At 40.3% G+C, this 23332-nt stretch carries 23 protein-coding genes and 2 other annotated features; all 23 genes read right to left on the bottom strand.

Going from position 1 to position 23332, the window contains the following annotated elements; all coding sequences use genetic code 11:
- Positions 1-57 precede the first annotated feature (57 nt).
- Positions 58-2136 (bottom strand): elongation factor G, encoded by a 2079-nt coding sequence (gene fusA, locus MKX65_RS00680; protein WP_160547966.1) that lies wholly within the window; start codon positions 2134-2136, stop codon positions 58-60.
- Positions 2137-2199: 63 nt separating this feature from the next.
- Positions 2200-2670 carry a 30S ribosomal protein S7 gene (gene rpsG / locus MKX65_RS00675; protein ID WP_119706265.1) on the bottom strand — a complete coding sequence of 157 codons (471 nt, stop codon included), beginning with the start codon at positions 2668-2670 and terminating at the stop codon, positions 2200-2202.
- A gap of 50 nt (positions 2671-2720) precedes the next feature.
- Positions 2721-3143 carry a 30S ribosomal protein S12 gene (gene rpsL, locus MKX65_RS00670; RefSeq protein ID WP_066058589.1) on the bottom strand — a complete coding sequence of 141 codons (423 nt, stop codon included), beginning with the start codon at positions 3141-3143 and terminating at the stop codon, positions 2721-2723.
- Positions 3144-3249: 106 nt separating this feature from the next.
- Positions 3250-3498 (bottom strand): 50S ribosomal protein L7ae-like protein, encoded by a 249-nt coding sequence (locus tag MKX65_RS00665; RefSeq protein ID WP_119706264.1) that lies wholly within the window; start codon positions 3496-3498, stop codon positions 3250-3252.
- A gap of 147 nt (positions 3499-3645) precedes the next feature.
- Positions 3646-7242 carry a DNA-directed RNA polymerase subunit beta' gene (gene rpoC / locus MKX65_RS00660; protein ID WP_160547967.1) on the bottom strand — a complete coding sequence of 1199 codons (3597 nt, stop codon included), beginning with the start codon at positions 7240-7242 and terminating at the stop codon, positions 3646-3648.
- A gap of 169 nt (positions 7243-7411) precedes the next feature.
- Positions 7412-10981 carry a DNA-directed RNA polymerase subunit beta gene (rpoB, locus tag MKX65_RS00655; protein ID WP_445677899.1) on the bottom strand — a complete coding sequence of 1190 codons (3570 nt, stop codon included), beginning with the start codon at positions 10979-10981 and terminating at the stop codon, positions 7412-7414.
- A gap of 318 nt (positions 10982-11299) precedes the next feature.
- On the bottom strand, positions 11300-11902 hold the full coding sequence (locus tag MKX65_RS00650) for a methyltransferase (RefSeq protein WP_160547969.1): 603 nt from the start codon (positions 11900-11902) through the stop codon (positions 11300-11302).
- A 110-nt stretch (positions 11903-12012) separates the two neighbouring features.
- Positions 12013-12378, bottom strand: a complete 366-nt coding sequence (gene rplL / locus MKX65_RS00645) for a 50S ribosomal protein L7/L12 (protein WP_160547970.1) — start codon at positions 12376-12378, stop codon at positions 12013-12015.
- 60 nt (positions 12379-12438) lie between these two features.
- On the bottom strand, positions 12439-12939 hold the full coding sequence (gene rplJ / locus MKX65_RS00640) for a 50S ribosomal protein L10 (RefSeq protein ID WP_160547971.1): 501 nt from the start codon (positions 12937-12939) through the stop codon (positions 12439-12441).
- Between the two features lie 32 nt (positions 12940-12971).
- Positions 12972-13118 (bottom strand) — a sequence feature (ribosomal protein L10 leader region).
- A 57-nt stretch (positions 13119-13175) separates the two neighbouring features.
- A complete protein-coding gene (gene rplA / locus MKX65_RS00635) occupies positions 13176-13874 on the bottom strand; it encodes a 50S ribosomal protein L1 (RefSeq protein WP_119706258.1) in 699 nt (232 codons plus the stop codon).
- Between the two features lie 163 nt (positions 13875-14037).
- The gene (gene rplK / locus MKX65_RS00630; protein WP_251523673.1) at positions 14038-14463 is read right to left on the bottom strand and encodes a 50S ribosomal protein L11; all 426 of its coding nucleotides are present in this window, start codon (positions 14461-14463) and stop codon (positions 14038-14040) included.
- A 174-nt stretch (positions 14464-14637) separates the two neighbouring features.
- On the bottom strand, positions 14638-15171 hold the full coding sequence (gene nusG / locus MKX65_RS00625; protein ID WP_160547972.1) for a transcription termination/antitermination protein NusG: 534 nt from the start codon (positions 15169-15171) through the stop codon (positions 14638-14640).
- 166 nt (positions 15172-15337) lie between these two features.
- Complete coding sequence (secE, locus tag MKX65_RS00620; protein ID WP_160547973.1) at positions 15338-15517, bottom strand: preprotein translocase subunit SecE; 180 nt, start codon at positions 15515-15517, stop codon at positions 15338-15340.
- 49 nt (positions 15518-15566) lie between these two features.
- Complete coding sequence (rpmG, locus tag MKX65_RS00615; RefSeq protein WP_119706256.1) at positions 15567-15710, bottom strand: 50S ribosomal protein L33; 144 nt, start codon at positions 15708-15710, stop codon at positions 15567-15569.
- 94 nt (positions 15711-15804) lie between these two features.
- Positions 15805-16416: an RNA polymerase sporulation sigma factor SigH gene (sigH, locus tag MKX65_RS00610; RefSeq protein WP_377058716.1), complete on the bottom strand. Its 612-nt coding sequence runs from the start codon at positions 16414-16416 to the stop codon at positions 15805-15807.
- Positions 16417-16541: 125 nt separating this feature from the next.
- Positions 16542-17048, bottom strand: a complete 507-nt coding sequence (locus MKX65_RS00605) for an NYN domain-containing protein (protein WP_160547975.1) — start codon at positions 17046-17048, stop codon at positions 16542-16544.
- A 1-nt stretch (position 17049) separates the two neighbouring features.
- Entirely contained in the window at positions 17050-17793 is a 744-nt protein-coding gene (gene rlmB, locus MKX65_RS00600) for a 23S rRNA (guanosine(2251)-2'-O)-methyltransferase RlmB (protein WP_160547976.1), read from the bottom strand.
- Between the two features lie 16 nt (positions 17794-17809).
- Positions 17810-18214 carry a ribonuclease III domain-containing protein gene (locus tag MKX65_RS00595; protein ID WP_160547977.1) on the bottom strand — a complete coding sequence of 135 codons (405 nt, stop codon included), beginning with the start codon at positions 18212-18214 and terminating at the stop codon, positions 17810-17812.
- Positions 18215-18217: 3 nt separating this feature from the next.
- A complete protein-coding gene (cysS, locus tag MKX65_RS00590; RefSeq protein ID WP_340901777.1) occupies positions 18218-19615 on the bottom strand; it encodes a cysteine--tRNA ligase in 1398 nt (465 codons plus the stop codon).
- Positions 19596-20264 carry a serine O-acetyltransferase gene (cysE, locus tag MKX65_RS00585; protein WP_160547978.1) on the bottom strand — a complete coding sequence of 223 codons (669 nt, stop codon included), beginning with the start codon at positions 20262-20264 and terminating at the stop codon, positions 19596-19598. Before cysE ends, cysS begins: the two co-directional genes overlap by 20 nt.
- A gap of 63 nt (positions 20265-20327) precedes the next feature.
- Positions 20328-20556: a binding site (T-box leader), on the bottom strand.
- A gap of 43 nt (positions 20557-20599) precedes the next feature.
- Positions 20600-22060 carry a glutamate--tRNA ligase gene (gene gltX / locus MKX65_RS00580; protein WP_160547979.1) on the bottom strand — a complete coding sequence of 487 codons (1461 nt, stop codon included), beginning with the start codon at positions 22058-22060 and terminating at the stop codon, positions 20600-20602.
- 65 nt (positions 22061-22125) lie between these two features.
- Positions 22126-22608, bottom strand: a complete 483-nt coding sequence (ispF, locus tag MKX65_RS00575; RefSeq protein WP_160547980.1) for a 2-C-methyl-D-erythritol 2,4-cyclodiphosphate synthase — start codon at positions 22606-22608, stop codon at positions 22126-22128.
- Positions 22609-22613: 5 nt separating this feature from the next.
- Positions 22614-23312 (bottom strand): 2-C-methyl-D-erythritol 4-phosphate cytidylyltransferase, encoded by a 699-nt coding sequence (ispD, locus tag MKX65_RS00570; RefSeq protein WP_160547981.1) that lies wholly within the window; start codon positions 23310-23312, stop codon positions 22614-22616.
- Between the last annotated feature and the right edge of the window lie 20 nt (positions 23313-23332).

Raw genomic sequence — 23332 nt, 5'->3', positions numbered from 1 at the left:
CCTACCAATGTCCACACTTACATAAGTAGTTATACTTTAAAAAAGGGCGAAAATCAATTATTCGCCTTTATTTTTTTTGATGATTTCTTCAGAGATTGATTTTGGAACCTCTTCATAGTGATCGAAGTGCATAGAGAATACTCCACGACCTTGCGTACTAGAACGAAGGCTAGTTGCATATCCAAACATTTCAGAAAGTGGAACCATTGCACGAACAACTTGAGCGTTTCCGCGTGCTTCCATACCTTCTACACGACCACGACGTGAAGTTACGTTACCCATAATATCACCAAGATACTCTTCAGGAATAATAACTTCGACTCTCATGATAGGCTCAAGAATAACTGGGTTACACTTAGAAGCTGCTGCTTTAAGTGCCATAGACGCAGCGATCTTAAACGCCATTTCAGATGAGTCAACATCATGGTAAGATCCATCAAATAATCTAGCTTTGATATCAACAACAGGGAATCCAGCAATCATACCTCTGTCAAGTGAGTCTTCAAGACCTGCTTGTACAGCTGGGATGTATTCACGAGGAACAACACCACCAACGATTCCGTTTACGAATTCAAATCCTTTTCCTTCTTCGTTTGGAGAGAATTCAATCCAAACGTGTCCGAATTGTCCACGACCACCAGATTGGCGAGCGAACTTTCCTTCTACACTAGCAGAAGAACGGATTGTTTCGCGGTAAGCAACCTGAGGAGCACCAACGTTTGCTTCAACTTTGAATTCACGACGCATACGGTCTACTAGAATATCTAAGTGAAGCTCACCCATACCTGCAATGATAACTTGTCCAGTTTCCTGGTCAGTATGCGCACGGAATGTAGGATCCTCTTCTTGAAGCTTTTGTAGAGCAGTAGTCATTTTATCTTGGTCAGCTTTAGACTTAGGCTCGATAGATAATTGAATAACTGGCTCTGGGAATTCCATAGACTCTAGGATAACTAGGTTCTTTTCATCACATAGTGTATCTCCAGTTGTAGTATCTTTTAGACCTACAGCAGCAGCGATGTCACCAGCGTATACCATTGAAATCTCTTCACGGCTGTTAGCATGCATTTGTAGAATACGACCTACACGCTCACGCTTACCTTTAGTAGAGTTTTGAACGTAAGAACCTGAGCTTAATGTACCAGAGTACACACGGAAGAAAGTTAGTTTTCCAACATAAGGGTCAGTCATAACTTTGAACGCTAGAGCTGAGAAAGGCTCTTCATCGCTTGAGTGACGCTCAACTACTTCATCGCTATCAGGTAAAGTACCTTTGATTGCAGGTACATCTAATGGTGATGGCAGGTAGTCAATTACAGCGTCAAGCATCAATTGAACACCTTTGTTTTTGAATGCTGAACCACAGATAACTGGGTAGAACTCAACGTTAACAGTACCTTTACGAATCGCTGATTTCAGCTCATCGTTAGTGATTTCTTCGCCACCAAGGTATTTTTCCATTAATACTTCGTCAAACTCAGATACCGCTTCAATTAATTTTTCACGGTATTCTTCTGCTTCAGCACGGTACTCTTCAGGGATTTCACGAACTTCAATATCTGTTCCAAGGTCGTTACCATAGAATGTTGCATTCATTTCAACAAGGTCAATTATTGCTGAGAATTGATCTTCAGCTCCGATTGGAAGTTGAATTGCAGCAGCATTCGCTTGTAAGCGATCATGAAGTGTTTTGATTGAATACTTGAAATCAGCACCAATTTTGTCCATCTTGTTTACAAATACAACACGTGGTACACCGTAAGTTGTTGCTTGGCGCCAAACTGTTTCAGTTTGAGGCTCAACACCAGACTGTGCATCAAGTACAGCAACTGCGCCATCAAGTACACGAAGAGAACGTTCAACTTCAACTGTGAAGTCTACGTGTCCTGGTGTATCGATGATGTTAACTCGGTGGCCTTTCCATTGAGCAGTTGTAGCAGCGGAAGTGATTGTAATTCCGCGCTCCTGTTCCTGCTCCATCCAGTCCATTTGAGATGCACCTTCATGTGTTTCACCAATCTTATGAATACGACCAGTGTAATAAAGTACACGCTCAGTTGTTGTTGTTTTACCAGCATCGATGTGTGCCATGATACCGATATTTCTTGTATTTGCTAAGGAGAACTCTCTTGCCATTGGTATTTCTCCTTTCTCGTATGAGTGTTTTAGTTTATTTTTATATTAGGGTAAAAGTAAATTCTACCAACGATAGTGAGCAAATGCTTTGTTTGCTTCAGCCATTTTGTGAGTGTCTTCACGCTTCTTAACTGATGCACCAGTGTTATTAGCTGCATCTAAGATTTCGTTAGCTAAACGCTCTTCCATCGTCTTTTCTCCACGAAGGCGAGAGTAGTTTACTAACCAACGAAGACCTAGAGTTGTACGACGATCTGGACGCACCTCTACTGGTACTTGATAGTTAGAACCACCTACACGGCGTGCTTTAACTTCAAGAACTGGCATGATATTTTTAAGTGCTGCATCGAATACTTCGATTGGTTCTTTACCACTGCGCTCACGAATAAGTTCGAATGCAGAGTAAAGGATTGCTTGTGACTTTCCTCTTTTACCGTCGATCATCATTTTGTTGATCAAACGAGTGATTAGCTTTGAGTTATATAACGGATCTGGTAATACGTCTCTCTTTGCTACAGGACCTTTACGAGGCATGTTTGTTCCTCCTTTCACAGAAGTGTGATTTTAGTTTTTTGTAGTAATCATTATTTCTTAGCTGCTTTTGGTCTCTTAGTTCCGTATTTAGAACGACCTTGCATACGGTTGTTTACACCAGCTGTATCTAGTGCACCACGAACGATATGATAACGTACCCCTGGTAAGTCCTTTACACGACCACCGCGAATAAGTACTACGCTGTGCTCTTGTAGGTTGTGACCAATTCCAGGAATGTATGCTGTTACTTCAATTCCGTTAGTTAAGCGTACACGAGCATATTTACGTAATGCTGAGTTCGGCTTCTTCGGTGTCATAGTACCAACACGCGTACATACCCCACGCTTTTGAGGTGAAGATACGTTCGTTTGTGATTTCTTGAAGCTGTTGTAACCTTTGTTTAGTGCAGGTGATTTAGACTTTTCCTCTTTCGAAGAACGTGGCTTACGCACTAATTGATTAATTGTAGGCATTTCTTTTTCCTCCCTTCATCTACTATTTCAAAGCCCACACATCCAGGTGGTTCATTTTGAAACAAAAAACAAAGTCTTTATAGATATCTTTCTATAAAAACAGTTTTTAAAAAGTTATTGCTACAGTAGAAGCACCTACTTCGATCCCACAAGCTTTACCAAGCTTTTTCATAGAATCTACGTATATAATTGGAACGCCTACTTCCTGTGCTGTACTAATTACCTTTGCTGTCACACGTGGTTCAGCATCCTTAGCTACTAGTACTTCGGAAATAGTGCCGCTTTTGATGGCTTTTACTGTTTGCTTAGTTCCTACGATAAATCTCTTTGCCTGCATTACTTTTTCATAAGACATGATTACATCCTCCAAAGTAACAGGTTTATAGGAGCACCTTTGATATATTAACACCTATGAAACTCGCTGTCAACACCTATTGGAATTTTTATTACTAGAGATATTCATTTAATGTGCGGCACTCCATGTAGAGTGCCGCATGAATGATTATTCTACGGTTAAAACTTCTTCTTGTTCAATGTTTGTTACTGGCTCAGCTTTACGATAACGTTGCATTCCAGTTCCAGCCGGAACAAGTTTACCGATAATTACATTTTCCTTCAGACCGAGTAACTCATCGCGCTTACCTTTAATAGCAGCGTCTGTAAGTACTCTTGTTGTTTCTTGGAACGAAGCAGCAGATAAGAAGCTATCTGTTTCAAGTGAAGCCTTAGTAATACCCAGTAATACAGGACGTCCTGTTGCAGGCATTTTACCAGAAAGCAATGCTTTTTCGTTTGCATCTCTGAACTGATGAACATCAAGGAGTGATCCAGGTAATACTTCCGTTTCACCTGCATCAATGACACGAACCTTACGAAGCATTTGCCGTACCATTACTTCTACGTGCTTGTCGCCAATTTCTACCCCTTGCATACGGTATACTTTTTGAACTTCACGAAGCAGGTATTCTTGAACAGCTGTTACGTCTCTCACCTTAATTAATTCCTTAGGATCGATAGAACCTTCTGTCAATTCTTCACCACGTTCAACCTTATCGTTTACACCCACTTTTAGACGTGCTGTGTACGGAGCTGTGTAGGTTCTTGACTCTACTTCACCCTGAACGATAATTTCATGCTGGCGGTCGCGACCTTCATTAATACCCACAACCACACCTTCGATTTCAGAGATGACCGCTTGACCTTTCGGGTTACGCGCTTCAAATATCTCTTGAATACGAGGTAGACCTTGTGTGATATCATCTCCGGCAACTCCACCTGTATGGAATGTACGCATCGTTAACTGCGTTCCTGGTTCACCGATAGATTGGGCAGCGATGATACCAACAGCTTCTCCCACTTCTACCTCTTGACCAGTTGCTAAGTTACGACCATAACATTTCTTACATACACCGTGACGAGAATTACATGTAAACGCAGAACGAATCCACACATCTTCAACACCAGCGCTAGCCACTTCAGCTGCTAGGTCTTCTGTAATTAATTCATTTTCACGGACCATTACTTCTTTTGTTTCAGGGTTTTTAATTGCTTTTCTTGCATAACGTCCGATTAAACGTTCTTCTAGAGACTCGATGATTTCTGTTCCGTCTCTTAGGGCAGCAATATGCAATCCACGATCCGTACCGCAATCATCATCACGAACAATAACGTCCTGTGCTACGTCAACGAGACGACGAGTTAAGTATCCAGAGTCAGCCGTTTTTAGTGCTGTATCGGCAAGACCTTTACGCGCGCCGTGAGTAGAGATAAAGTACTCTAATACGGTTAAGCCTTCACGGAAACTTGATTTGATCGGTAATTCAATGATTCGACCAGCCGGGTTGGCCATTAGACCACGCATACCAGCAAGCTGCGTAAAGTTAGATGCGTTACCACGGGCACCAGAGTCACTCATCATGAAGATTGGGTTTGTTTTATCTAATGATTTCATTAGCTTCGCTTGGATTACATCCTTCGCAGCACTCCAGATAGAGATAACACGATCATAACGCTCATCTTCAGTGATTAAACCACGTCTAAATTGCTTTTGAACATTATCTACCTTTGTTTGTGCCTCAGCGATAATTTCTTGCTTTTCACCTAATACAACGATGTCTGCAACCCCAACTGTAATACCAGCTTTTGTAGAGTGTTTAAACCCTAGGTCCTTCATTCGGTCAAGCATCTTTGAAGTTTCAGTAATCTTAAACTTCTTAAATACTTCCGCAATGATGTTTCCTAGAATTCCCTTTTTGAATGGATCTACAACATCCATTTCGCTAATTACTTGTTTTACATTCGTACCAGGCTCTACAAAGAATCTTGCAGGTGTTTCTACTTCAAGATTAGATTTTGTAGGCTCGTTAATGTAAGGGAATGAGCTAGGCAAAATTTCATTAAAGATCAGTTTTCCAACCGTAGTTAATAGAAGTTTTTTGTTTTGCTCTTCCGTGAACGTCTCATTATTCAATGAACCTGCATGTACAGCTACACGAGTATGTAAGTGTACATAACCATTTTGGTAAGCTAATATCGCTTCATTTGTGTCCTTGAAAACCATACCTTCCCCAACAGAACCCGCACGTTCAAGAGTTAAGTAATAGTTTCCTAATACCATATCCTGAGACGGAGTAACTACAGGCTTTCCATCCTTCGGGTTAAGGATGTTTTGAGCAGCAAGCATTAATAATCTTGCCTCTGCTTGAGCTTCAGAAGAAAGCGGAACGTGAACGGCCATTTGGTCACCGTCAAAGTCAGCATTGTATGCTGTACATACAAGCGGATGAAGACGAATCGCACGACCTTCTACTAGCGTTGGTTCAAATGCTTGGATACCAAGTCTATGAAGAGTCGGAGCACGGTTAAGAAGAACAGGATGCTCTCTAATTACTTCTTCAAGTACATCCCAGATTTCGGGCTGAACTCGTTCAATTTTACGCTTAGCTGATTTGATGTTGTGCGCTAGACCTTTTTCAACCAATTCCTTCATAACGAACGGCTTAAACAGTTCTAGTGCCATTTCTTTTGGCAAACCACACTGATACATCTTTAAGTTTGGTCCTACAACGATAACGGAACGACCAGAATAGTCAACACGCTTACCCAGTAAGTTTTGACGGAAACGACCTTGCTTCCCTTTCAACATATGTGAAAGTGATTTTAAAGGACGGTTACCTGGTCCTGTTACCGGACGTCCGCGACGACCGTTATCAATTAAAGCATCTACTGCTTCTTGAAGCATACGCTTTTCGTTTTGAACGATGATGCTTGGAGCTCCTAAATCTAATAGACGCTTCAGGCGATTGTTACGGTTGATTACACGACGGTATAAATCGTTCAAGTCAGAAGTAGCAAAACGCCCTCCATCTAATTGAACCATTGGACGTAATTCTGGCGGAATTACTGGCAGAACATCAAGGATCATCCATGACGGCTCATTGCCTGAGTTACGGAATGCTTCTAGAACCTCAAGACGCTTAATGGCTCTTGTACGACGTTGACCTTGTGCCGTTCTTAACTCTTCCTTCAATGCTTCAACATCTTTGTTTAAATCAATATCAGAAAGCAGCTTTTTAATAGATTCAGCACCCATTGACGCTTGGAATTTATTACCGTATTTGTCACGGTATGCACGATATTCCTTCTCAGATAGAAGCTGCTTCTTTTCTAATGCTGTATCACCAGCATCTGTAACTACATACGAAGCAAAATAGATAACCTCTTCAAGTGCACGAGGAGACATATCTAAAACAAGACCCATACGACTTGGGATCCCTTTGAAGTACCAAATATGAGATACAGGTGCGGCTAATTCAATGTGACCCATACGCTCACGACGTACTTTTGCGCGAGTGACTTCCACTCCACAACGATCGCAGACTACACCTTTATATCTAACACGTTTATACTTACCGCAATGACATTCCCAGTCCTTTGTCGGCCCGAAAATACGCTCACAGAATAACCCATCTTTTTCAGGTTTTAGTGTACGGTAGTTAATTGTTTCTGGCTTTTTTACTTCTCCAAAAGACCATGAACGAATCTTATCTGGTGAAGCAAGACCAATCTTCATAAACTCAAAATTATTGACATCTAGCAAGGGGCCTACCTCCCTTTTGATCTACGGGTTTTACCCTTATATGAAAGGCTTAGATTCTAAATAAGTCTCTATGCCAACAATATGTTAGGGAATGATTCCTTGAAAAATCAGCCCATCTCCTAATACCTCATCAGTCAAGGAGATGGTCTTTATATATGTGAGTGGATTACTACTCTTTTGTACCTACTTTTTCTGATTCAGACTCTTCAAAATCAGGTAAAATCGTCAAAGCATCAGCTTGTTGTACCTCATCATCTTCTTCTAGATCGCGCATTTCAATCTCTTGCTCATCGCCTGAAAGGATCTTAACATCCATACCTAAGCTTTGAAGCTCCTTCATTAATACACGGAATGATTCTGGCACACCTGGTTCTGGGACATTCTCACCTTTAACGATTGCTTCATACGTCTTCACACGTCCTACTACATCATCCGACTTAACCGTCAAGATTTCTTGAAGCGTATAAGCAGCACCGTAAGCTTCTAATGCCCAAACCTCCATCTCACCAAAACGCTGTCCACCAAATTGTGCTTTACCACCAAGTGGTTGTTGCGTTACAAGTGAGTAAGGTCCAGTTGAACGAGCATGTAGTTTATCATCAACCATGTGAGCAAGTTTGATCATATACATTACGCCGACAGAAACACGATTATCGAATGGTTCACCAGAACGGCCGTCGTATAGTACTGTCTTCGCATCTCGAGCCATACCTGCTTCTTCAATAGTTGACCAAACATCTTCTTCACGCGCTCCATCAAATACAGGAGAAGCAACATGAATACCTAGTGCTCTTGCAGCCATACCTAGATGAAGCTCAAGTACCTGACCGATGTTCATACGTGATGGTACTCCTAATGGGTTTAACATGATGTCAACCGGCGTTCCATCTGGTAAGAAAGGCATATCTTCTTCCGGTAATATACGTGAGATAACCCCTTTATTCCCATGTCGACCAGCCATCTTGTCCCCTTCAGAGATCTTACGCTTCTGAACAATATAAGCACGAACAAGTTGGTTTACACCTGGAGGTAACTCATCTCCATCTTCACGGTTAAAGACTTTTACATCTAGGACAATACCGCCACCACCGTGAGGTACACGAAGAGATGTATCTCTAACTTCACGTGCTTTTTCACCGAAGATTGCATGTAATAAGCGTTCCTCAGCAGTTAGTTCTGTTACACCTTTAGGCGTTACTTTACCAACTAGTAAATCTCCGTCCTTCACCTCAGCTCCGACACGTACGATTCCACGCTCATCGAGATTTCTTAGAGCATCTTCCCCTACGTTTGGAATATCACGAGTGATTTCCTCTGGTCCAAGCTTTGTATCACGAGACTCTGACTCGTATTCTTCGATATGGATAGAAGTATACACATCGTCTTTTACTAGTCTTTCACTCATGATGATTGCATCTTCATAGTTATAACCATCCCAAGTCATGAAGGCAACAAGAACGTTACGACCTAGAGCAAGTTCCCCAAGCTCCATAGATGGTCCGTCTGCAAGGATCTCTCCTTTTGTTACACGATTACCTACAGCCACGATTGGTCTTTGGTTATAGCAAGTACCTTGGTTTGAACGAATGAATTTTTGCATTCTATATTTATCTAGATCGCCCTTCACTTCTTGGCCATCTACTTCAGTCACTCTTCTTACCCACACTTGACGAGCTTCAACATGCTCCACGATTCCATCGTGTTTACAGATCACAGCTGCTCCAGAGTCTTTACCAGAAACATATTCCATACCCGTACCTACACGAGGGGCTTCTGGTTGCATCAATGGTACAGCCTGACGTTGCATGTTCGCACCCATAAGAGCACGGTTGGAGTCATCATTTTCAAGGAACGGAATACATGCTGTCGCAGCAGAAACTACTTGTTTAGGAGAAACGTCCATGTAGTCTACACGCTCACGATTAACAACTGTGTTCTCACCACGGAAACGAGCAATAATATCGTTATCTAGGAATGATCCATCTTCTCCTAGTTTTACATTTGCTTGTGCTACTACATAGTTATCTTCTTCGTCTGCAGTTAAGTAGTCGATATGGCTTGTAACTTTTCCTGTTTCAGGATCTACACGACGATATGGCGTTTCGATAAACCCGAATCGATTTACTTTTGCAAAGGAAGATAATGAGTTGATTAGTCCAATGTTCGGGCCTTCCGGTGTTTCAATTGGACACATACGGCCATAGTGAGAGTAGTGAACGTCACGTACTTCGAAGCCAGCACGTTCACGTGTTAAACCACCTGGTCCTAACGCTGATAAACGACGCTTATGAGTAAGCTCAGCTAATGGATTGGTTTGATCCATGAACTGCGATAACTGAGAGCTACCAAAGAACTCTTTAATTGACGCAATTACAGGACGTATATTAATTAATTGCTGTGGTGTAATCGTATTTGTATCTTGAATGGACATTCTTTCACGAACAACTCTTTCCATTCTTGATAAACCGATACGGAATTGATTTTGAAGTAATTCTCCTACTGAGCGCAGACGACGATTTCCTAAGTGGTCAATATCATCTGTATCTCCTACCGAATGTAGAAGGTTAAAGAAATAGCTAATGGAAGCAATAATATCAGATGGGTCAATGTTCTTAACCGCTTCTGGTACATATGCATTTCCAATCACATTAATTGCCTTTTCGCCATCCTCATTTGGAGCAAAAATCTTAATTGATTGTAAAAGAATATCTTCTTGTACTACTCCTCCAACTGGAGTGAACGTCTTAAATCCAATATTCTTTTCTAATTGTGGAAGAATACGATCTAACGTACGGCGGTCTAAAAGCACACCTTTTTCCGCAATGATTTCTCCCGTTTCAGGATCAACCAATGTTTCTGCAAGACGTTGACCAAATAGACGATTCTTTATATGCAGCTTCTTGTTAATTTTGTAACGACCAACATTCGCTAGGTCATAGCGCTTAGGGTCAAAGAATCTAGAAACAAGTAAACTTTTTGCATTTTCAACCGTTGGTGGTTCACCCGGACGAAGACGCTCATAAATTTCTAATAGAGCTTTCTCAGTACCTTCTGTATTATCTTTTTCAAGCGTATTACGAATGTACTCATTGTCTCCTATTAACTCAATGATTTCTTGGTCTGAGCCGAATCCTAATGCACGCAAAAGAACCGTAACGGGTAATTTCCTCGTACGATCTATTCTAACGTACACAACATCCTTCGCATCAGTTTCATATTCTAACCAAGCACCACGGTTCGGGATTACAGTTGCTGTATATCCTCGTTTTCCGTTTTTATCAAGTTTTCCACTATAATAAACACTTGGTGAACGCACAAGCTGAGATACGATAACGCGCTCGGCACCATTAATAACGAATGTACCTGTTTCCGTCATAAGCGGGAAGTCACCCATGAATACATCTTGGTCTTTTACTTCCCCAGTTTCTTTATTAACAAGACGCACTTTTACACGAAGTGGAGCAGAGTATGTAACATCTCGTTCCTTGGATTCTTCAACAGAATACTTTGGCTCACTTAAACTATAATCAATAAATTCTAATGACAAATTACCTGTGAAATCTTCAATCGGTGAAATATCCTGGAACATTTCACGCAATCCTTCATCAAGGAACCATTGATACGAAGCTGTTTGAATCTCAATTAAGTTAGGTAATTCTAATACTTCACTGATTCTCGCATAACTTCTTCGCTGGCGGTGTCGTCCATACTGAACTAGTTGACCTGTCAACAGATTCACCCCTCAAATCAAGCTTTTATGATTACTTCTATAAATTTCTTATAAAAAATAGATGGGCAAACGAGATGCTTTTATCCAGACAGGAGGATTTTCCCACTTGACCGCTCGACTTAAGTCAACAACGCTTACATGCACCTTTTTTCATAAGACAAAAAGAAAAAGGGTTTTTTCTTAAAAACCGCATTCTCCAATTTTCTACTATTATTTTATTAGCATCGCCGCATATTGCCAAATTTATACAACTAGAGTTGAATTTAGCAATTTTACACAATATATCATGTTGGCATTTTATAATATTAACATAGCCAAAATGTCAAGTCAAATCTTTTTAGCTTTCAAAATAAAATACCCTTTTTTCTTTTCGATGGTTTCAACTGAACCAAATATTTCACTTAATTTCTCTATTGCAGATGGTGCACCCTGTTTTTTTTGAATGACAACCCACAGCTCACCGCTAGGAGCTAAATGATCAAAACTTTGTTCAAATATATCGTGAACTACTTGCTTTCCTGCACGAATTGGAGGATTTGTTAAGATAGCAGCAAACCCTTTGCCTTTTACCTGAGTTAACCGATCACTTTCGTATATCGTTACATTTGAAACTTTATTTAGAGTTGCATTGTCTTTTGCTAATCCAATCGCCCGCTCATTCACATCTACCATATGTATCTCTTTGGCTACTTGTTCTTTTGCTAGAGAAATCCCAATCGGACCATAGCCGCAACCAACATCTAAAATCGGTCCATCGATGTTTGGAAATTGAAACGCCTCAATGAGTAACCTCGATCCAAAATCTACTTCACTTTTCGAAAACACACCATTATCAGTAATAAAAGATAGGCTTTGATTTCTAAGTGTGAAACTCCATGTCTTTCGATTACTCTCAACTTTTTGCTCGCGCGAGAAATAATGCTCTGCCATACTACCACTTCCAAATTTTTAGTAGAGAAAACTTATACGAAAAAATTATAATCGAACCTTTTTTAAAAAGCAAAAGGCTCGCTTATGCAGCGAGCCTTTCAATATCATTATTACTTAACTTCAACGTTTGCTCCAACTTCTTCAAGCTTAGCTTTGATTTCTTCAGCTTCTTCTTTAGAAGCTCCTTCTTTAACTGCCTTTGGAGTGTTGTCAACAAGTTCTTTTGCTTCTTTAAGTCCAAGACCTGTGATTTCACGTACAACTTTGATAACTTTGATTTTTTGGTCGCCTGCAGAAGCAAGAACAACGTCAAATTCAGTTTGTTCAGCAGCAGCGTCTCCACCAGCAGCTCCACCAACTACAGCTACAGGAGCAGCAGCAGTTACACCAAATTCTTCTTCGATAGCTTTTACTAGGTCGTTAAGTTCTAAAACAGTCATGCTTTTAACTGCTTCAATGATTTGTTCTTTAGTCATGATAAAGTTCCTCCTTAAAATTGTGTTTTAATAGTTTATTTCACGAACGATAATTCTAACTTACGCGCCTTGTTCTTCTTTTTGATCTGCAACAGCTTTTGTAGCAAGAGCAAGGTTGCGGATTGGAGCTTGAAGTACGCTGAGTAGCATAGATAGTAAGCCTTCGCGTGATGGTAGTTCAGCAAGAGCCTTAATATCTTCTAATGATGCAACGTTCCCTTCAATTACACCTGCTTTAATTTCAAGAGCTTCATGCTTTTTAGCGAAGTCATTTAAAATTTTAGCTGGGGCAACAACATCTTCGTTACTGAATGCGATAGCGTTAGGACCTGTAAGAGCGTCGTTAAGGCCAGCAAGTTCAGAAGCTTCAGCAGCACGACGAGTTAAAGAGTTTTTGTAAACCTTGAACTCGATACCAGCTTCACGAAGTTGTTTACGAAGTTCTGTTACTTCAGAAACATTTAAACCACGATAGTCAACAACAACTGTTGTTTTAGCAGTTTTTAACTTATCAGCGATTTCGTCTACGATTACTTTTTTAGTTTCGATAGCGTTGCTCATCCTTACACCTCCTGTAGATTTACTACATTTATACCAGAAAATATAAACCTCCATGCCTTGCAGACATGGAGGAAGTATACAATAGTCGTTTACACGAACTGTTCAATCTATCGTATGACCTCGGTAGGAGATTAAGCCTTGAAGGCACCTACTGTCTGCGGTACAAATGTTATTCTATTTTCACAACAAAATCTATTCTAGTAGAATTTTATTCTGTTGTCAATTATATTTTTAAATTACTTTGCATTTACAGTTGAAGGGTCTACTTTTACTCCAGGTCCCATTGTTGAAGTAACAGTTACGTTCTTCATGTAAGTTCCTTTTGCAGCAGAAGGCTTCACTTTAAGCATTGTTTCGAAAATTGTAGTGAAGTTTTCAACAAGCTTTTCGTTTTCGAAAGAAGTTTTCCCGATTGGTACGTGGATGTTTCCAGCTTTATCAACACGGTATTCAACTTTACCAGCTTTGATTTCATTAACTGCTTTTGTTACATCAAATGTAACTGTACCAGTCTTAGGGTTTGGCATTAAGCCTTTAGGTCCTAACACACGACCAAGCTTACCAACTTCACCCATCATGTCAGGTGTAGCAACGATTACGTCAAACTCAAACCAACCTTGGTTAATTTTGTTGATGTAGTCTGCATCTCCTACATAATCAGCGCCAGCTGCTTCTGCTTCTTTCGCCTTTTCACCTTTAGCAAATACAAGTACACGTTGTGTTTTACCAGTTCCGTTTGGAAGCACAACTGCTCCACGGATTTGTTGGTCAGCTTTCTTTGGATCTACTCCAAGACGGAAAGCAACTTCTACAGATGCATCAAACTTTGCAAAGTTTGTCTTTTTAGCAAGTTCAATAGCTTCTTCAACCGGATATGCTTTTGTACGGTCAACAAGCTTTGAAGCTTCTAAAAACTTCTTACCTTTTTTAGCCATTTTTATTTCCTCCTAGATTGTGGTTTTAGCGGAAAAGTTCTTAACTAACCTCCCACGAATAACAGCGCTGTGCTTTAACACACCCGCTAGACATAAGAAAGGTTGCGCGTGAAACCAAATTCAACACCGCAACCCCTTAACTAAAGAAACATTCGAGCATGAATTAGTCTTCGATAACAATACCCATGCTGCGTGCAGTACCTTCAACCATACGCATAGCTGCTTCAACGCTAGCCGCATTTAGATCAGGCATTTTTGTTTCAGCAATCTCGCGCACCTTGTCACGCTTGACTGTTGCTACTTTATTACGGTTCGGTTCACCAGAACCAGACTCAATGCCAGCCGCCTTCTTAAGAAGAACTGCAGCAGGAGGAGTTTTTGTAATAAATGTAAATGAACGGTCTTCAAAAACCGTAATCTCAACAGGAATGATTAAGCCAGCTTGTTCAGCTGTACGAGCGTTGAACTCTTTACAGAATCCCATGATGTTAACACCGGCTTGACCAAGTGCAGGACCAACTGGTGGTGCTGGATTAGCTTTAGCAGCAGGGATTTGCAACTTAACAATCTTAATTACTTTTTTAGCCACGAGACACACCTCCTTAAGTCCGTGATGTGGTAATAGGGGATTTTCCCCTCCCACTCATATAATAGTCTTTATTTAGAATAAAGAACTGTTTCCTTTTGTCCGGTCTCAATGTTTGAGACATACTGACCTTTGAAATATTACCATCTTTCGAAACCTATTTCAAGTTTTTTCAGGTTATATTTTTTCAATCTGTGTAAATTCAAGTTCTACAGGGGTATCCCGACCAAACATATTTACAAGAACCTTGACTTTAGACTTGTCTTTGTCAATTTCTTCAATAGATCCAGTAAAGTTTGCAAATGGACCCTCCTTGACTTGTACCGTTTCTCCAAGTTCAAAGTTTACATCCACACGCTTCTGCTCAAGTCCCATACGTTTAAGAATGAAATTCACTTCTTCCGGCAGTAAAGGTGTCGGCTTAGAACCAGATCCAGCTGAACCTACGAAACCAGTTACTCCAGGAGTATTTCGAACCACATACCAAGAGTCATCTGTCATTAAGATTTCAACTAATACGTAACCTGGGAATACTTTTCTTTTAACTACTTTCTTTTTACCATTCTTAATATCTGTTTCTTCTTCTTCAGGCACTACTACTCGGAAGATTTTGTCTTGCATCGCCATAGACTCTACACGCTTTTCAAGGTTTGCTTTTACCTTGTTCTCATAACCAGAGTAAGTATGAACTACATACCAATTCTTTTCCATTGTCGAGGACGAATTGTCCTTCCCTCCCTATATAAAAAAATCCATATTATTAAACTAGAAAGCATTGTTAGCTTTTATTTTTTTACAAATGAAAAAACCCGTTGCCGGGCTTTGCTAAAAGTTTCCTATGTTTGTTACCATTATACCATTATGTTACGGGTGTTATTCAAGGAATTAAACGAATTAATTCTGAAATCCCTAAATCTATTACAGCAAAGAAAAGAGCAAAAAATATAACTGTAGCTAATACTGTAACTGTGTAGTTCGTCAGTTCCTTACGCTTTGGCCAACTAACCTTGCGCATTTCACGGCTGACATCTTTAAAAAAATCGACTACGCGCTGCATGTGGATACCCCCAACTTCCTTGTCTTACTCTATCTATAGGTGGTGCCTACTACTTTGTTTGACGGTGGATGGTATGAGCACTGCATGTTCTACAAAACTTCTTCAGCTCTAACCGTTCCGACTCTTTATTGCTCATCGTTGAATAGTTTCTCGAACCGCAAGTTACACAGGCCAAAACTACCTTTTTTGTCAAAAATGCCACCTCTAACTTACTATTTTGTCCATAAAACTGTATCATGGACACTTATCAATGTCAACAGAGCTCTATTACCATCTACCCTGTCATACTACAGGGTGAGCTCCCTTACCTCAAGGTATTTCTCAAGCTTCCTTTTCACACGTTGGAGCGCATTATCAATCGATTTCACATGACGGTTAAGCTCCTCTGATATTTCCTGATATGACTGGCCATCAAGGTATAGAGCTAGGACTTTCCGCTCTAAATCACTTAGAAGCTCTGCCATTTTCACCTCAATATGATCAAATTCCTCTTGATTGATAATAAGTTCCTCCGGATCTAACACTTTAGCTCCAGAAATAACATCCATTAACGTACGATCGGATTCTTCATCATAGATCGGCTTGTCCAACGACACATAAGAGTTCAGTGGAATATGCTTTTGTCTTGTTGCCGTTTTAATGGCGGTAATGATTTGTCTCGTAATACAAAGTTCTGCAAACGCTTTAAAGGAAGTGAGCTTGTCTTCTCGGAAATCTCTGATCGCTTTGTAAAGACCGATCATTCCTTCTTGAACAATGTCCTCTTTGTCAGCACCGATTAAGAAATAGGATCTAGCTTTAGCTCTAACGAAGTTTCGATACTTATGAATCAAGTAATCTAATGCTTCACTATCACCTTTGTGCACTAAATCAACTATTTCTTCATCCTCAAGCTGCATTAAATGTAAATAATTTTCGTTGATTTTTGTTGTCTTGTAGTCAGCATTCACTTCGGATCCCCCCGACCGAACAAGCATAGATAGAAATATTATACAGTAGGCCTTTTTAAAGCGTCAACCGCTCTTCACTTTCCTCGACGCCATTTTTCGAAAATTTCTGCCACTTCACTACTTAACGGTATTTTTGAAGCAGGGCTATTTTCCTGGATGTTCTTTACCTTTTTTTCTATCTTCTTTTCAACCGAATCCATCTCAATTAATAACTCTCGTGCTGATTTTCTTAGGGCTCCTTGTCCAAATATGGCCCATTGTTCTGTAAAATCAGAGGTGGCCACATGAATTTGAGTTTTCCTATTATTTAAAGAGATCGCAAGTTTTTCAATGCGTTCATCCGCAGTTTCATTATTTCTTGTGAAGATAACTTCGACTTTATAATTTTTATACTTTTTCTCTGTTCCTTTTACAAAATGTGCATCAAAAACAACGATGACACGATAACCTGAGTAGGCTTGATACTCGGCCATCCTCTCAACCAGACGGTCCCTAGCGGCAGCTAGATCCTTATTTTTCAGCTCTCGAAGCTCTGGCCAGGCTCCGATGATATTGTATCCATCCACTAACAGAATGTCCATTTTATCCCTCTAGTGGATATCGTTTTCGATACACCTCATACATTAAAAGGGCAGCTGCTACCGAAGCATTTAAAGAGGTGACATGTCCTTTCATTGGCAGGCTAACCAAAAAGTCACATTTATCACGGATGAGTCTCCCCATTCCTTTACCTTCACTACCAATCACAAGACCTAAAGGCATTGTCCCATCGAGCGAACGAAAGTCCTGTTTTCCCAACGCATCGGTACCTGCAATCCATAATCCTCGTTCCTTTAGTTCATCAATGGTTTGTGCCATATTCGTCACTCGGACAACAGGAACATACTCAATGGCACCCGTTGATGCTTTTGCTACGGTTGCTGTTAACCCAACTGCTCTTCGTTTCGGAATGATGATTCCGTGTGCACCAGTGGAATCCGCTGTTCTCATAATGGATCCTAGATTATGTGGATCCTCAATTTCATCTAACAGAAGGAAAAAAGGTGTTTCTCCTTTTGCTTCTGCTGCCTTAAACAAGTCATCCAGCTCCGCATACTGATAGGCAGCCACTGCCGCAACGACCCCTTGGTGATTTCCTTCTACCATCTGATCGATTTTCTTTTTAGGAACAAATTGAACGATGACATTTTGTGCTTTTGCTAGCCCAATGACCTGTTGCATTTGACCCGTTTGGGAACCTTCTGCGATAAATATTTTATTCACATCGCGTTCTGACTTTAGTGCTTCTATAACTGGGTTTTTTCCAATAATAAAGTCTTGGCTCATCTTATTGTTCCTCCTTTCATTCTCCAACTTGAGAGAGGGCGACTGTGATCAACTCATCAAGTCGCTCCTCTCTGTTCATCAAATATAGATATCCGATTAATGCTTCAAACGCTGTCCCATAGCGATATGTCTGTACATCTGTGTTCTTTGGCACTGTTCCAGATTTTGCATTTCTGCCCCTTCTAACAACAGCCTCTTCTTCCTCACTCAAAAGCTTCGAATCCAGAAAGTGATGGATGAATTGACACTGAGCTTTTGCTGAAACATACTTGGTTGACTCCTTATGAAGCTGATTTGGTCTTACCTTCCCTGATTCAAGGAGATATCTTCTAACATAAACTTCAAAAATGGAGTCCCCTATATATGCTAAAGCGAGACTATTCAATTGTTTCGCATCTATCGTATTTTCAAAGTGAAGCATATTTTAGCCTCTTTTCCATCTTGTGCCTTGAGGCGTATCTTCTAAAATAATATTCATCTCTTTTAACTGATCACGAATTTGGTCAGATAACTGGAAATTCCGATCTTTTCTAGCCTGGATTCGTTGTTCAATTAATGCTTCTATTTCTTCGTCAAGCAGTTGATCCGCTTCAAGCGTTAAACCTAAGATTCCAAATAACACTTCAAACTCTCTCATAAATGCATCGATTACAACAATAGATGTATTTTTTTCTATAAGATACATGTTAGCCAACTTAGATAGGTCGAATAACTTAGTGATCCCATTTGCTGTATTAAAATCATCATCCATATCACGAACAAACTCATCATGTAAGGTGGTAACTTTTGTCAACCACTCTTGATCATTATCCGTTAAGTTGGTACTTGCATCCCGTCGATGTTTTAAGTTTTGGTACGAAGTTTTCAATCGTTCAAGTCCTGCTTTTGTATTTTCTAACAATTCATCAGTATAGTTAATAGGATTGCGATAATGGACTGCTAACATGAAGAAGCGTAGTACCTGCGGATCATGTTTTTTGATAATATCGTGAACGAGAACAAAGTTTCCTAGTGATTTTGACATTTTTTCATTATCAATATTAATGTACCCGTTATGCATCCAATAGCGCGCAAATGTTTTTTCTGTTAGCGCTTCTGATTGGGCAATTTCATTCTCATGATGAGGGAAAGCCAGATCCTGTCCTCCTGCATGAATGTCAATGGTATCACCTAAATACTTCTTCGCCATGGCAGAGCACTCAATATGCCAACCCGGTCTTCCTTTCCCCCATGGGCTTTCCCAGAAGATTTCACCCGGCTTTGCTGCCTTCCAAAGGACAAAGTCTAAGGAATCTTGTTTCTTTTCACCGATGGCAATTCTCGTTCCTAGTCGCAGTTCATCAATTGATTGGTGAGACAGTTTACCATACTCCTTAAATTTGCGAGTGTGATAGTATACATCTCCCTCGGACTCATAGGCATATCCCTTTTCAATCAATGTAGAAATAAAATCTAAAATAATATCCATACTTTCTGTAACTCGAGGATGCACATCTGCTCTTTTGCATCCAAGTGCTGTAACATCTTCAAAGTACGCTTTAATAAAACGATCAGCAATCGTTGGGACATCTTCACCCAGCTCATTTGCTACGCGAATAAGTTTATCATCCACATCAGTGAAATTGGAGATATATTGAACCTCATAGCCCCTGTACTCTAAGTATCTTCTTACTGTATCAAACACAATAGGTGGTCTAGCGTTTCCTATATGGATATAGTTATAAACTGTAGGTCCGCAAACATACATCTTTACTTTACCTTCTTCAAGAGGTATGAACGGCTCTTTTGAACGAGTCAATGTATTATATATTTGAATGCTCACGCTCGTAACTCCTTTCCTTCTCTACCTGTTCTAGTTGTCTTCTTAAATGGTTAATTTCGGATTCTAATGCTTTAAAACGATCACCAGTTGGATCTGGTAGATCACAGTGATTTAAATCTTTCTCTACTTTCTTTCCATCCCTTATTACCACTTTCCCAGGAATACCAACTACTGTCGAATTCGGAGGGACATCCTTTAGTACAACAGAACCTGCGCCTATCTTAGAATTTTCACCAACCGTGATTGACCCTAATACTTTCGCACCCGTTGCAATAAGAGCATTGTCCTTTATCGTTGGATGTCGCTTTCCTTTCTCTTTTCCAGTTCCTCCGAGTGTAACTCCCTGAAACACCGTCACATTGTCACCAATTTCACATGTTTCACCAATGACAACCCCCATGCCATGATCGATAAAAAAACGTCTTCCGATGGTTGCACCTGGGTGAATTTCTATCCCTGTGAAGAAGCGACTTACCTGCGAAATGACCCTTGCCATAAAATAAAATTTTCTCTTATATAGAGCATGTGCCATTCGATGAGCCCAGATGGAATGCAAACCTGAATATGTTAAGATAACCTCCAAATACGTCCTTGCCGCTGGATCTTGTTCAAAAACTACTTCAACATCTTCCCTTAGCATTTTAAACATTATCGTTCCCCCTAAACGTAAATGCTGCTTTTTTATAAAAATAAAAACGCCCCTGTCAAAAATGACAGAGACGCTTTGTTGCGCGGTTCCACTCTGTTTAAGTAACCTAAGTTACTTCAACTCAACTCTTGTAACGGAAGAAATCCGCCTCATTCTACTAAGGGAATGACCCCGTTTCGAATCAGGACTCAGAGGGGCACTTCAAAAAACAAGGGACTTAAACCACTTTCAGCCGATGATGGTTCTCTCTAAAAAGCATTGCTTTTTTACTTTTCCTCTTCAACATTTTCTAAATTATATAATTATCTTTACTATATTACATTTTTTCCAATCTGTTAACCAATAATGCTCACAATTCGCTGTAATATTTTTTCTTTTCCGATTAGCGCAATGGCTTTCGGTAGATCGGGACCATGTGTTTGACCAGTAGCAGCCACACGAACCGGCATAAAGAGCTTCTTACCCTTTTGCCCCGTTGCTTTTTGAACACTCTTCAACGTTGCTTGAACATCCTCTGGCTGGAGACTTGGAAGCTTTTCAATCTCATTCGCAAAAGTAGATAATACTTCCTTCACGCCTTCCTCCTGAAGAACCGCCTTTGCTTCTTCCTCTAGCTCCAGCTCTTCCTTGAAGAATAACTCAGATAGCTCGACAATTTCAGCCCCATAGCTCAACTGCTCTTGATAAAGTGCTACGAGGTTTTTCGTCCATTCTATTTCCTCTGGAGTCATTGCCTCACTAATAAGACCCGCCTTTTGAAGATGTGGCAGAGCAAGCTCATACACGACATCAACCTCTTGCTTCTTCATGTATTGGTTATTCATCCACGTAAGCTTTTGCTTATCAAATAGAGCCGGAGATTTCGAAAGTCGATTCGCTTCAAAAATAGAAATCAACTCTTCCTTCGAGAAAATCTCTTCTTCTCCAGATGGTGACCAGCCGAGTAAAGTAATAAAATTAAATAATGCTTCAGGAAGATATCCTAATTCCTCATACTGTTCAATGAACTGAATAATGGACTCATCTCGTTTGCTCAGCTTCTTTCGGCTTTCATTCACGATCAATGTCATATGTCCAAACACCGGTGTTTCCCAACCTAATGCTTCGTAGATCATCATTTGCTTTGGTGTATTTGAGATATGATCATCACCACGCAACACATGTGTGATTTCCATTAAGTGATCATCAACGGCTACAGCAAAATTATATGTTGGTGTTCCGTCCTTTTTTACAATAACAAAATCTCCGCCGATTCCATCTGCCTCAAAAGAAACGTCCCCTTTAACCATATCGTTAAAGCTGAAAACCTTTCCTTCAGGAACTAGAAAGCGAACACTTGGCTGTCTGCCTTCTTTTTCTAAACCTTCACGCTGCTCACTCGTTAGATGACGACATTTGCCTGAATAGCCACCCATCTCACCCTTCTCCGCTTGCTCATTACGTTCTGCTTCTAATTCTTCTTCTGTACAATAGCATTTATAAGCTTTGCCCTCTTCTAGAAGTTGCTTATAATACACTTCATATAAGTCGTTACGTTCTGATTGTCGATATGGACCATATGATCCACCGACATCAACGCTCTCATCCCAATCGATCCCTAACCATTTTAAGTATTTTAGCTGACTCTCTTCCCCACCAGCAATATTACGCTTCTTATCAGTGTCTTCAATTCGGATAATAAACTTTCCACCTTGATGACGCGCAAACAAGTAGTTAAATAGCGCAGTACGAGCGTTTCCAATATGTAAATGCCCCGTTGGACTTGGTGCATAACGAACACGTACAGTGTTAGACATTCTTTTTCCTCCTAAGAGTTCAATCTATTTTTGACATTTATTTTATCATTGTGAAAAGACAATTCCTAGAGCTCTTTCTTTTTTAAGAGCACCACTGCTTGAGAGGCAATTCCTTCTCCTCTTCCGGTAAACCCAAGCTTTTCTGTCGTTGTTGCTTTCACATTTACTTGATCGGGTGTAGCTTTCAATAATTCAGCGATTCGGTTCTTCATTTGCTCAATATATGGTGCCATCTTAGGTTTTTGTGCAATAATGGTGCAATCTGCATTCACAAGCTCATACCCTCGATTCTCAACTAATGACCATACATGTTCAAGAAGTTTCGCTGAATCGGCATCCTTAAACTCTGGGTCCGTATCCGGGAAGTGTCTTCCAATATCTCCTTCACCAATCGCCCCTAAAACTGCATCTGTCACTGTGTGAAGAAGGACATCTGCATCAGAATGCCCTAACAATCCTTTTTCATAAGGAATCGTTATACCTCCTAATATCAAAGGTCTACCTTCTGTGAGCTGATGAACGTCAAATCCTTGTCCAATTCTAAACATCGTTATTAAAGTCCCCTCTTTTGGTAGTCACGTTGCTTAATGATTGCCTCTGCAAAATACAAATCTTCTGGTGTCGTCAGTTTGATATTATCGTAGTCGCCCTCAACAATTTTTACAGGTATATGTAGTCGTTCTACTAAACTGGCTTCATCCGTCCCTAAAAAATTCTGTACCAACGCTAGGTTATGAGCTTCTTCTAGCAACGACACGCGAAAAGCTTGTGGGGTTTGAATGGCCCACAAGCTTGAACGCTCAATCGTCTCAACTACTTCAAAATTATTTACCTTCTTAATCGTATCCTTAACAGGCACCGCTACTACAGCCGCTCCATCCTTTTCAGCTACCGATACTAATTCATGGATCACTCTTTTTTCAATAAATGGCCTAGCTGCATCATGTACGAGTACAATTCCCTCTTTCTTTGCTGCCTGCAACCCATTGTATACACTATGCTGTCTTTCGTTCCCACCAGCAACAAGAGAGGTAACCTTTTTAATTCGATACTTTTTTAAGAGACTGGAAAAATGATCTTCATCTCCGGCTGAAATAGCTAAAATAATTCCCTTACATGCGTCATCTAATTCAAATACTCTCAGAGTATGAATTAATATAGGAATATCCTTTAGCTGAAGCAACACCTTATTTTTGCCTGCCCGCATTCTTTTCCCTTGTCCTGCTGCAGGGATAATAACTTGGTAAGACATAAGATATCCCCTAACTATTT

Origin of the sequence: Robertmurraya sp. FSL R5-0851 (genome assembly GCF_038002965.1) — a bacterium.
GTDB classification, from domain to species: Bacteria; Bacillota; Bacilli; order Bacillales; family Cytobacillaceae; genus Robertmurraya_A; species Robertmurraya_A beringensis.
This window is presented reverse-complemented; position numbering and strand designations above follow the sequence as displayed.

What these genes read in the sequence shown, in the direction of transcription:
- MKX65_RS00665 (WP_119706264.1), bottom strand. Translation starts at nt 3,498, where the DNA reads ATGTCTTATGAAAAAGTAATGCAGGCAAAGAGATTTATCGTAGGAACT.
- rlmB (WP_160547976.1), bottom strand. Translation starts at nt 17,793, where the DNA reads ATGAGCCAAGACTTTATTATTGGAAAAAACCCAGTTATAGAAGCACTA.
- rplL (WP_160547970.1), bottom strand. Translation starts at nt 12,378, where the DNA reads ATGACTAAAGAACAAATCATTGAAGCAGTTAAAAGCATGACTGTTTTA.
- rpsG (WP_119706265.1), bottom strand. Translation starts at nt 2,670, where the DNA reads ATGCCTCGTAAAGGTCCTGTAGCAAAGAGAGACGTATTACCAGATCCG.
- ispD (WP_160547981.1), bottom strand. Translation starts at nt 23,312, where the DNA reads ATGTCTTACCAAGTTATTATCCCTGCAGCAGGACAAGGGAAAAGAATG.
- MKX65_RS00650 (WP_160547969.1), bottom strand. Translation starts at nt 11,902, where the DNA reads ATGGCAGAGCATTATTTCTCGCGCGAGCAAAAAGTTGAGAGTAATCGA.
- ispF (WP_160547980.1), bottom strand. Translation starts at nt 22,608, where the DNA reads ATGTTTAGAATTGGACAAGGATTTGACGTTCATCAGCTCACAGAAGGT.
- nusG (WP_160547972.1), bottom strand. Translation starts at nt 15,171, where the DNA reads ATGGAAAAGAATTGGTATGTAGTTCATACTTACTCTGGTTATGAGAAC.
- fusA (WP_160547966.1), bottom strand. Translation starts at nt 2,136, where the DNA reads ATGGCAAGAGAGTTCTCCTTAGCAAATACAAGAAATATCGGTATCATG.
- secE (WP_160547973.1), bottom strand. Translation starts at nt 15,517, where the DNA reads ATGCAGCGCGTAGTCGATTTTTTTAAAGATGTCAGCCGTGAAATGCGC.
- gltX (WP_160547979.1), bottom strand. Translation starts at nt 22,060, where the DNA reads ATGTCTAACACTGTACGTGTTCGTTATGCACCAAGTCCAACGGGGCAT.
- sigH (WP_377058716.1), bottom strand. Translation starts at nt 16,416, where the DNA reads ATGCAGCTTGAGGATGAAGAAATAGTTGATTTAGTGCACAAAGGTGAT.
- cysE (WP_160547978.1), bottom strand. Translation starts at nt 20,264, where the DNA reads ATGTTTAAAATGCTAAGGGAAGATGTTGAAGTAGTTTTTGAACAAGAT.
- rplA (WP_119706258.1), bottom strand. Translation starts at nt 13,874, where the DNA reads ATGGCTAAAAAAGGTAAGAAGTTTTTAGAAGCTTCAAAGCTTGTTGAC.
- rpsL (WP_066058589.1), bottom strand. Translation starts at nt 3,143, where the DNA reads ATGCCTACAATTAATCAATTAGTGCGTAAGCCACGTTCTTCGAAAGAG.
- MKX65_RS00595 (WP_160547977.1), bottom strand. Translation starts at nt 18,214, where the DNA reads ATGCTTCACTTTGAAAATACGATAGATGCGAAACAATTGAATAGTCTC.
- MKX65_RS00605 (WP_160547975.1), bottom strand. Translation starts at nt 17,048, where the DNA reads ATGGACATTCTGTTAGTGGATGGATACAATATCATCGGAGCCTGGCCA.
- rplJ (WP_160547971.1), bottom strand. Translation starts at nt 12,939, where the DNA reads ATGAGCAACGCTATCGAAACTAAAAAAGTAATCGTAGACGAAATCGCT.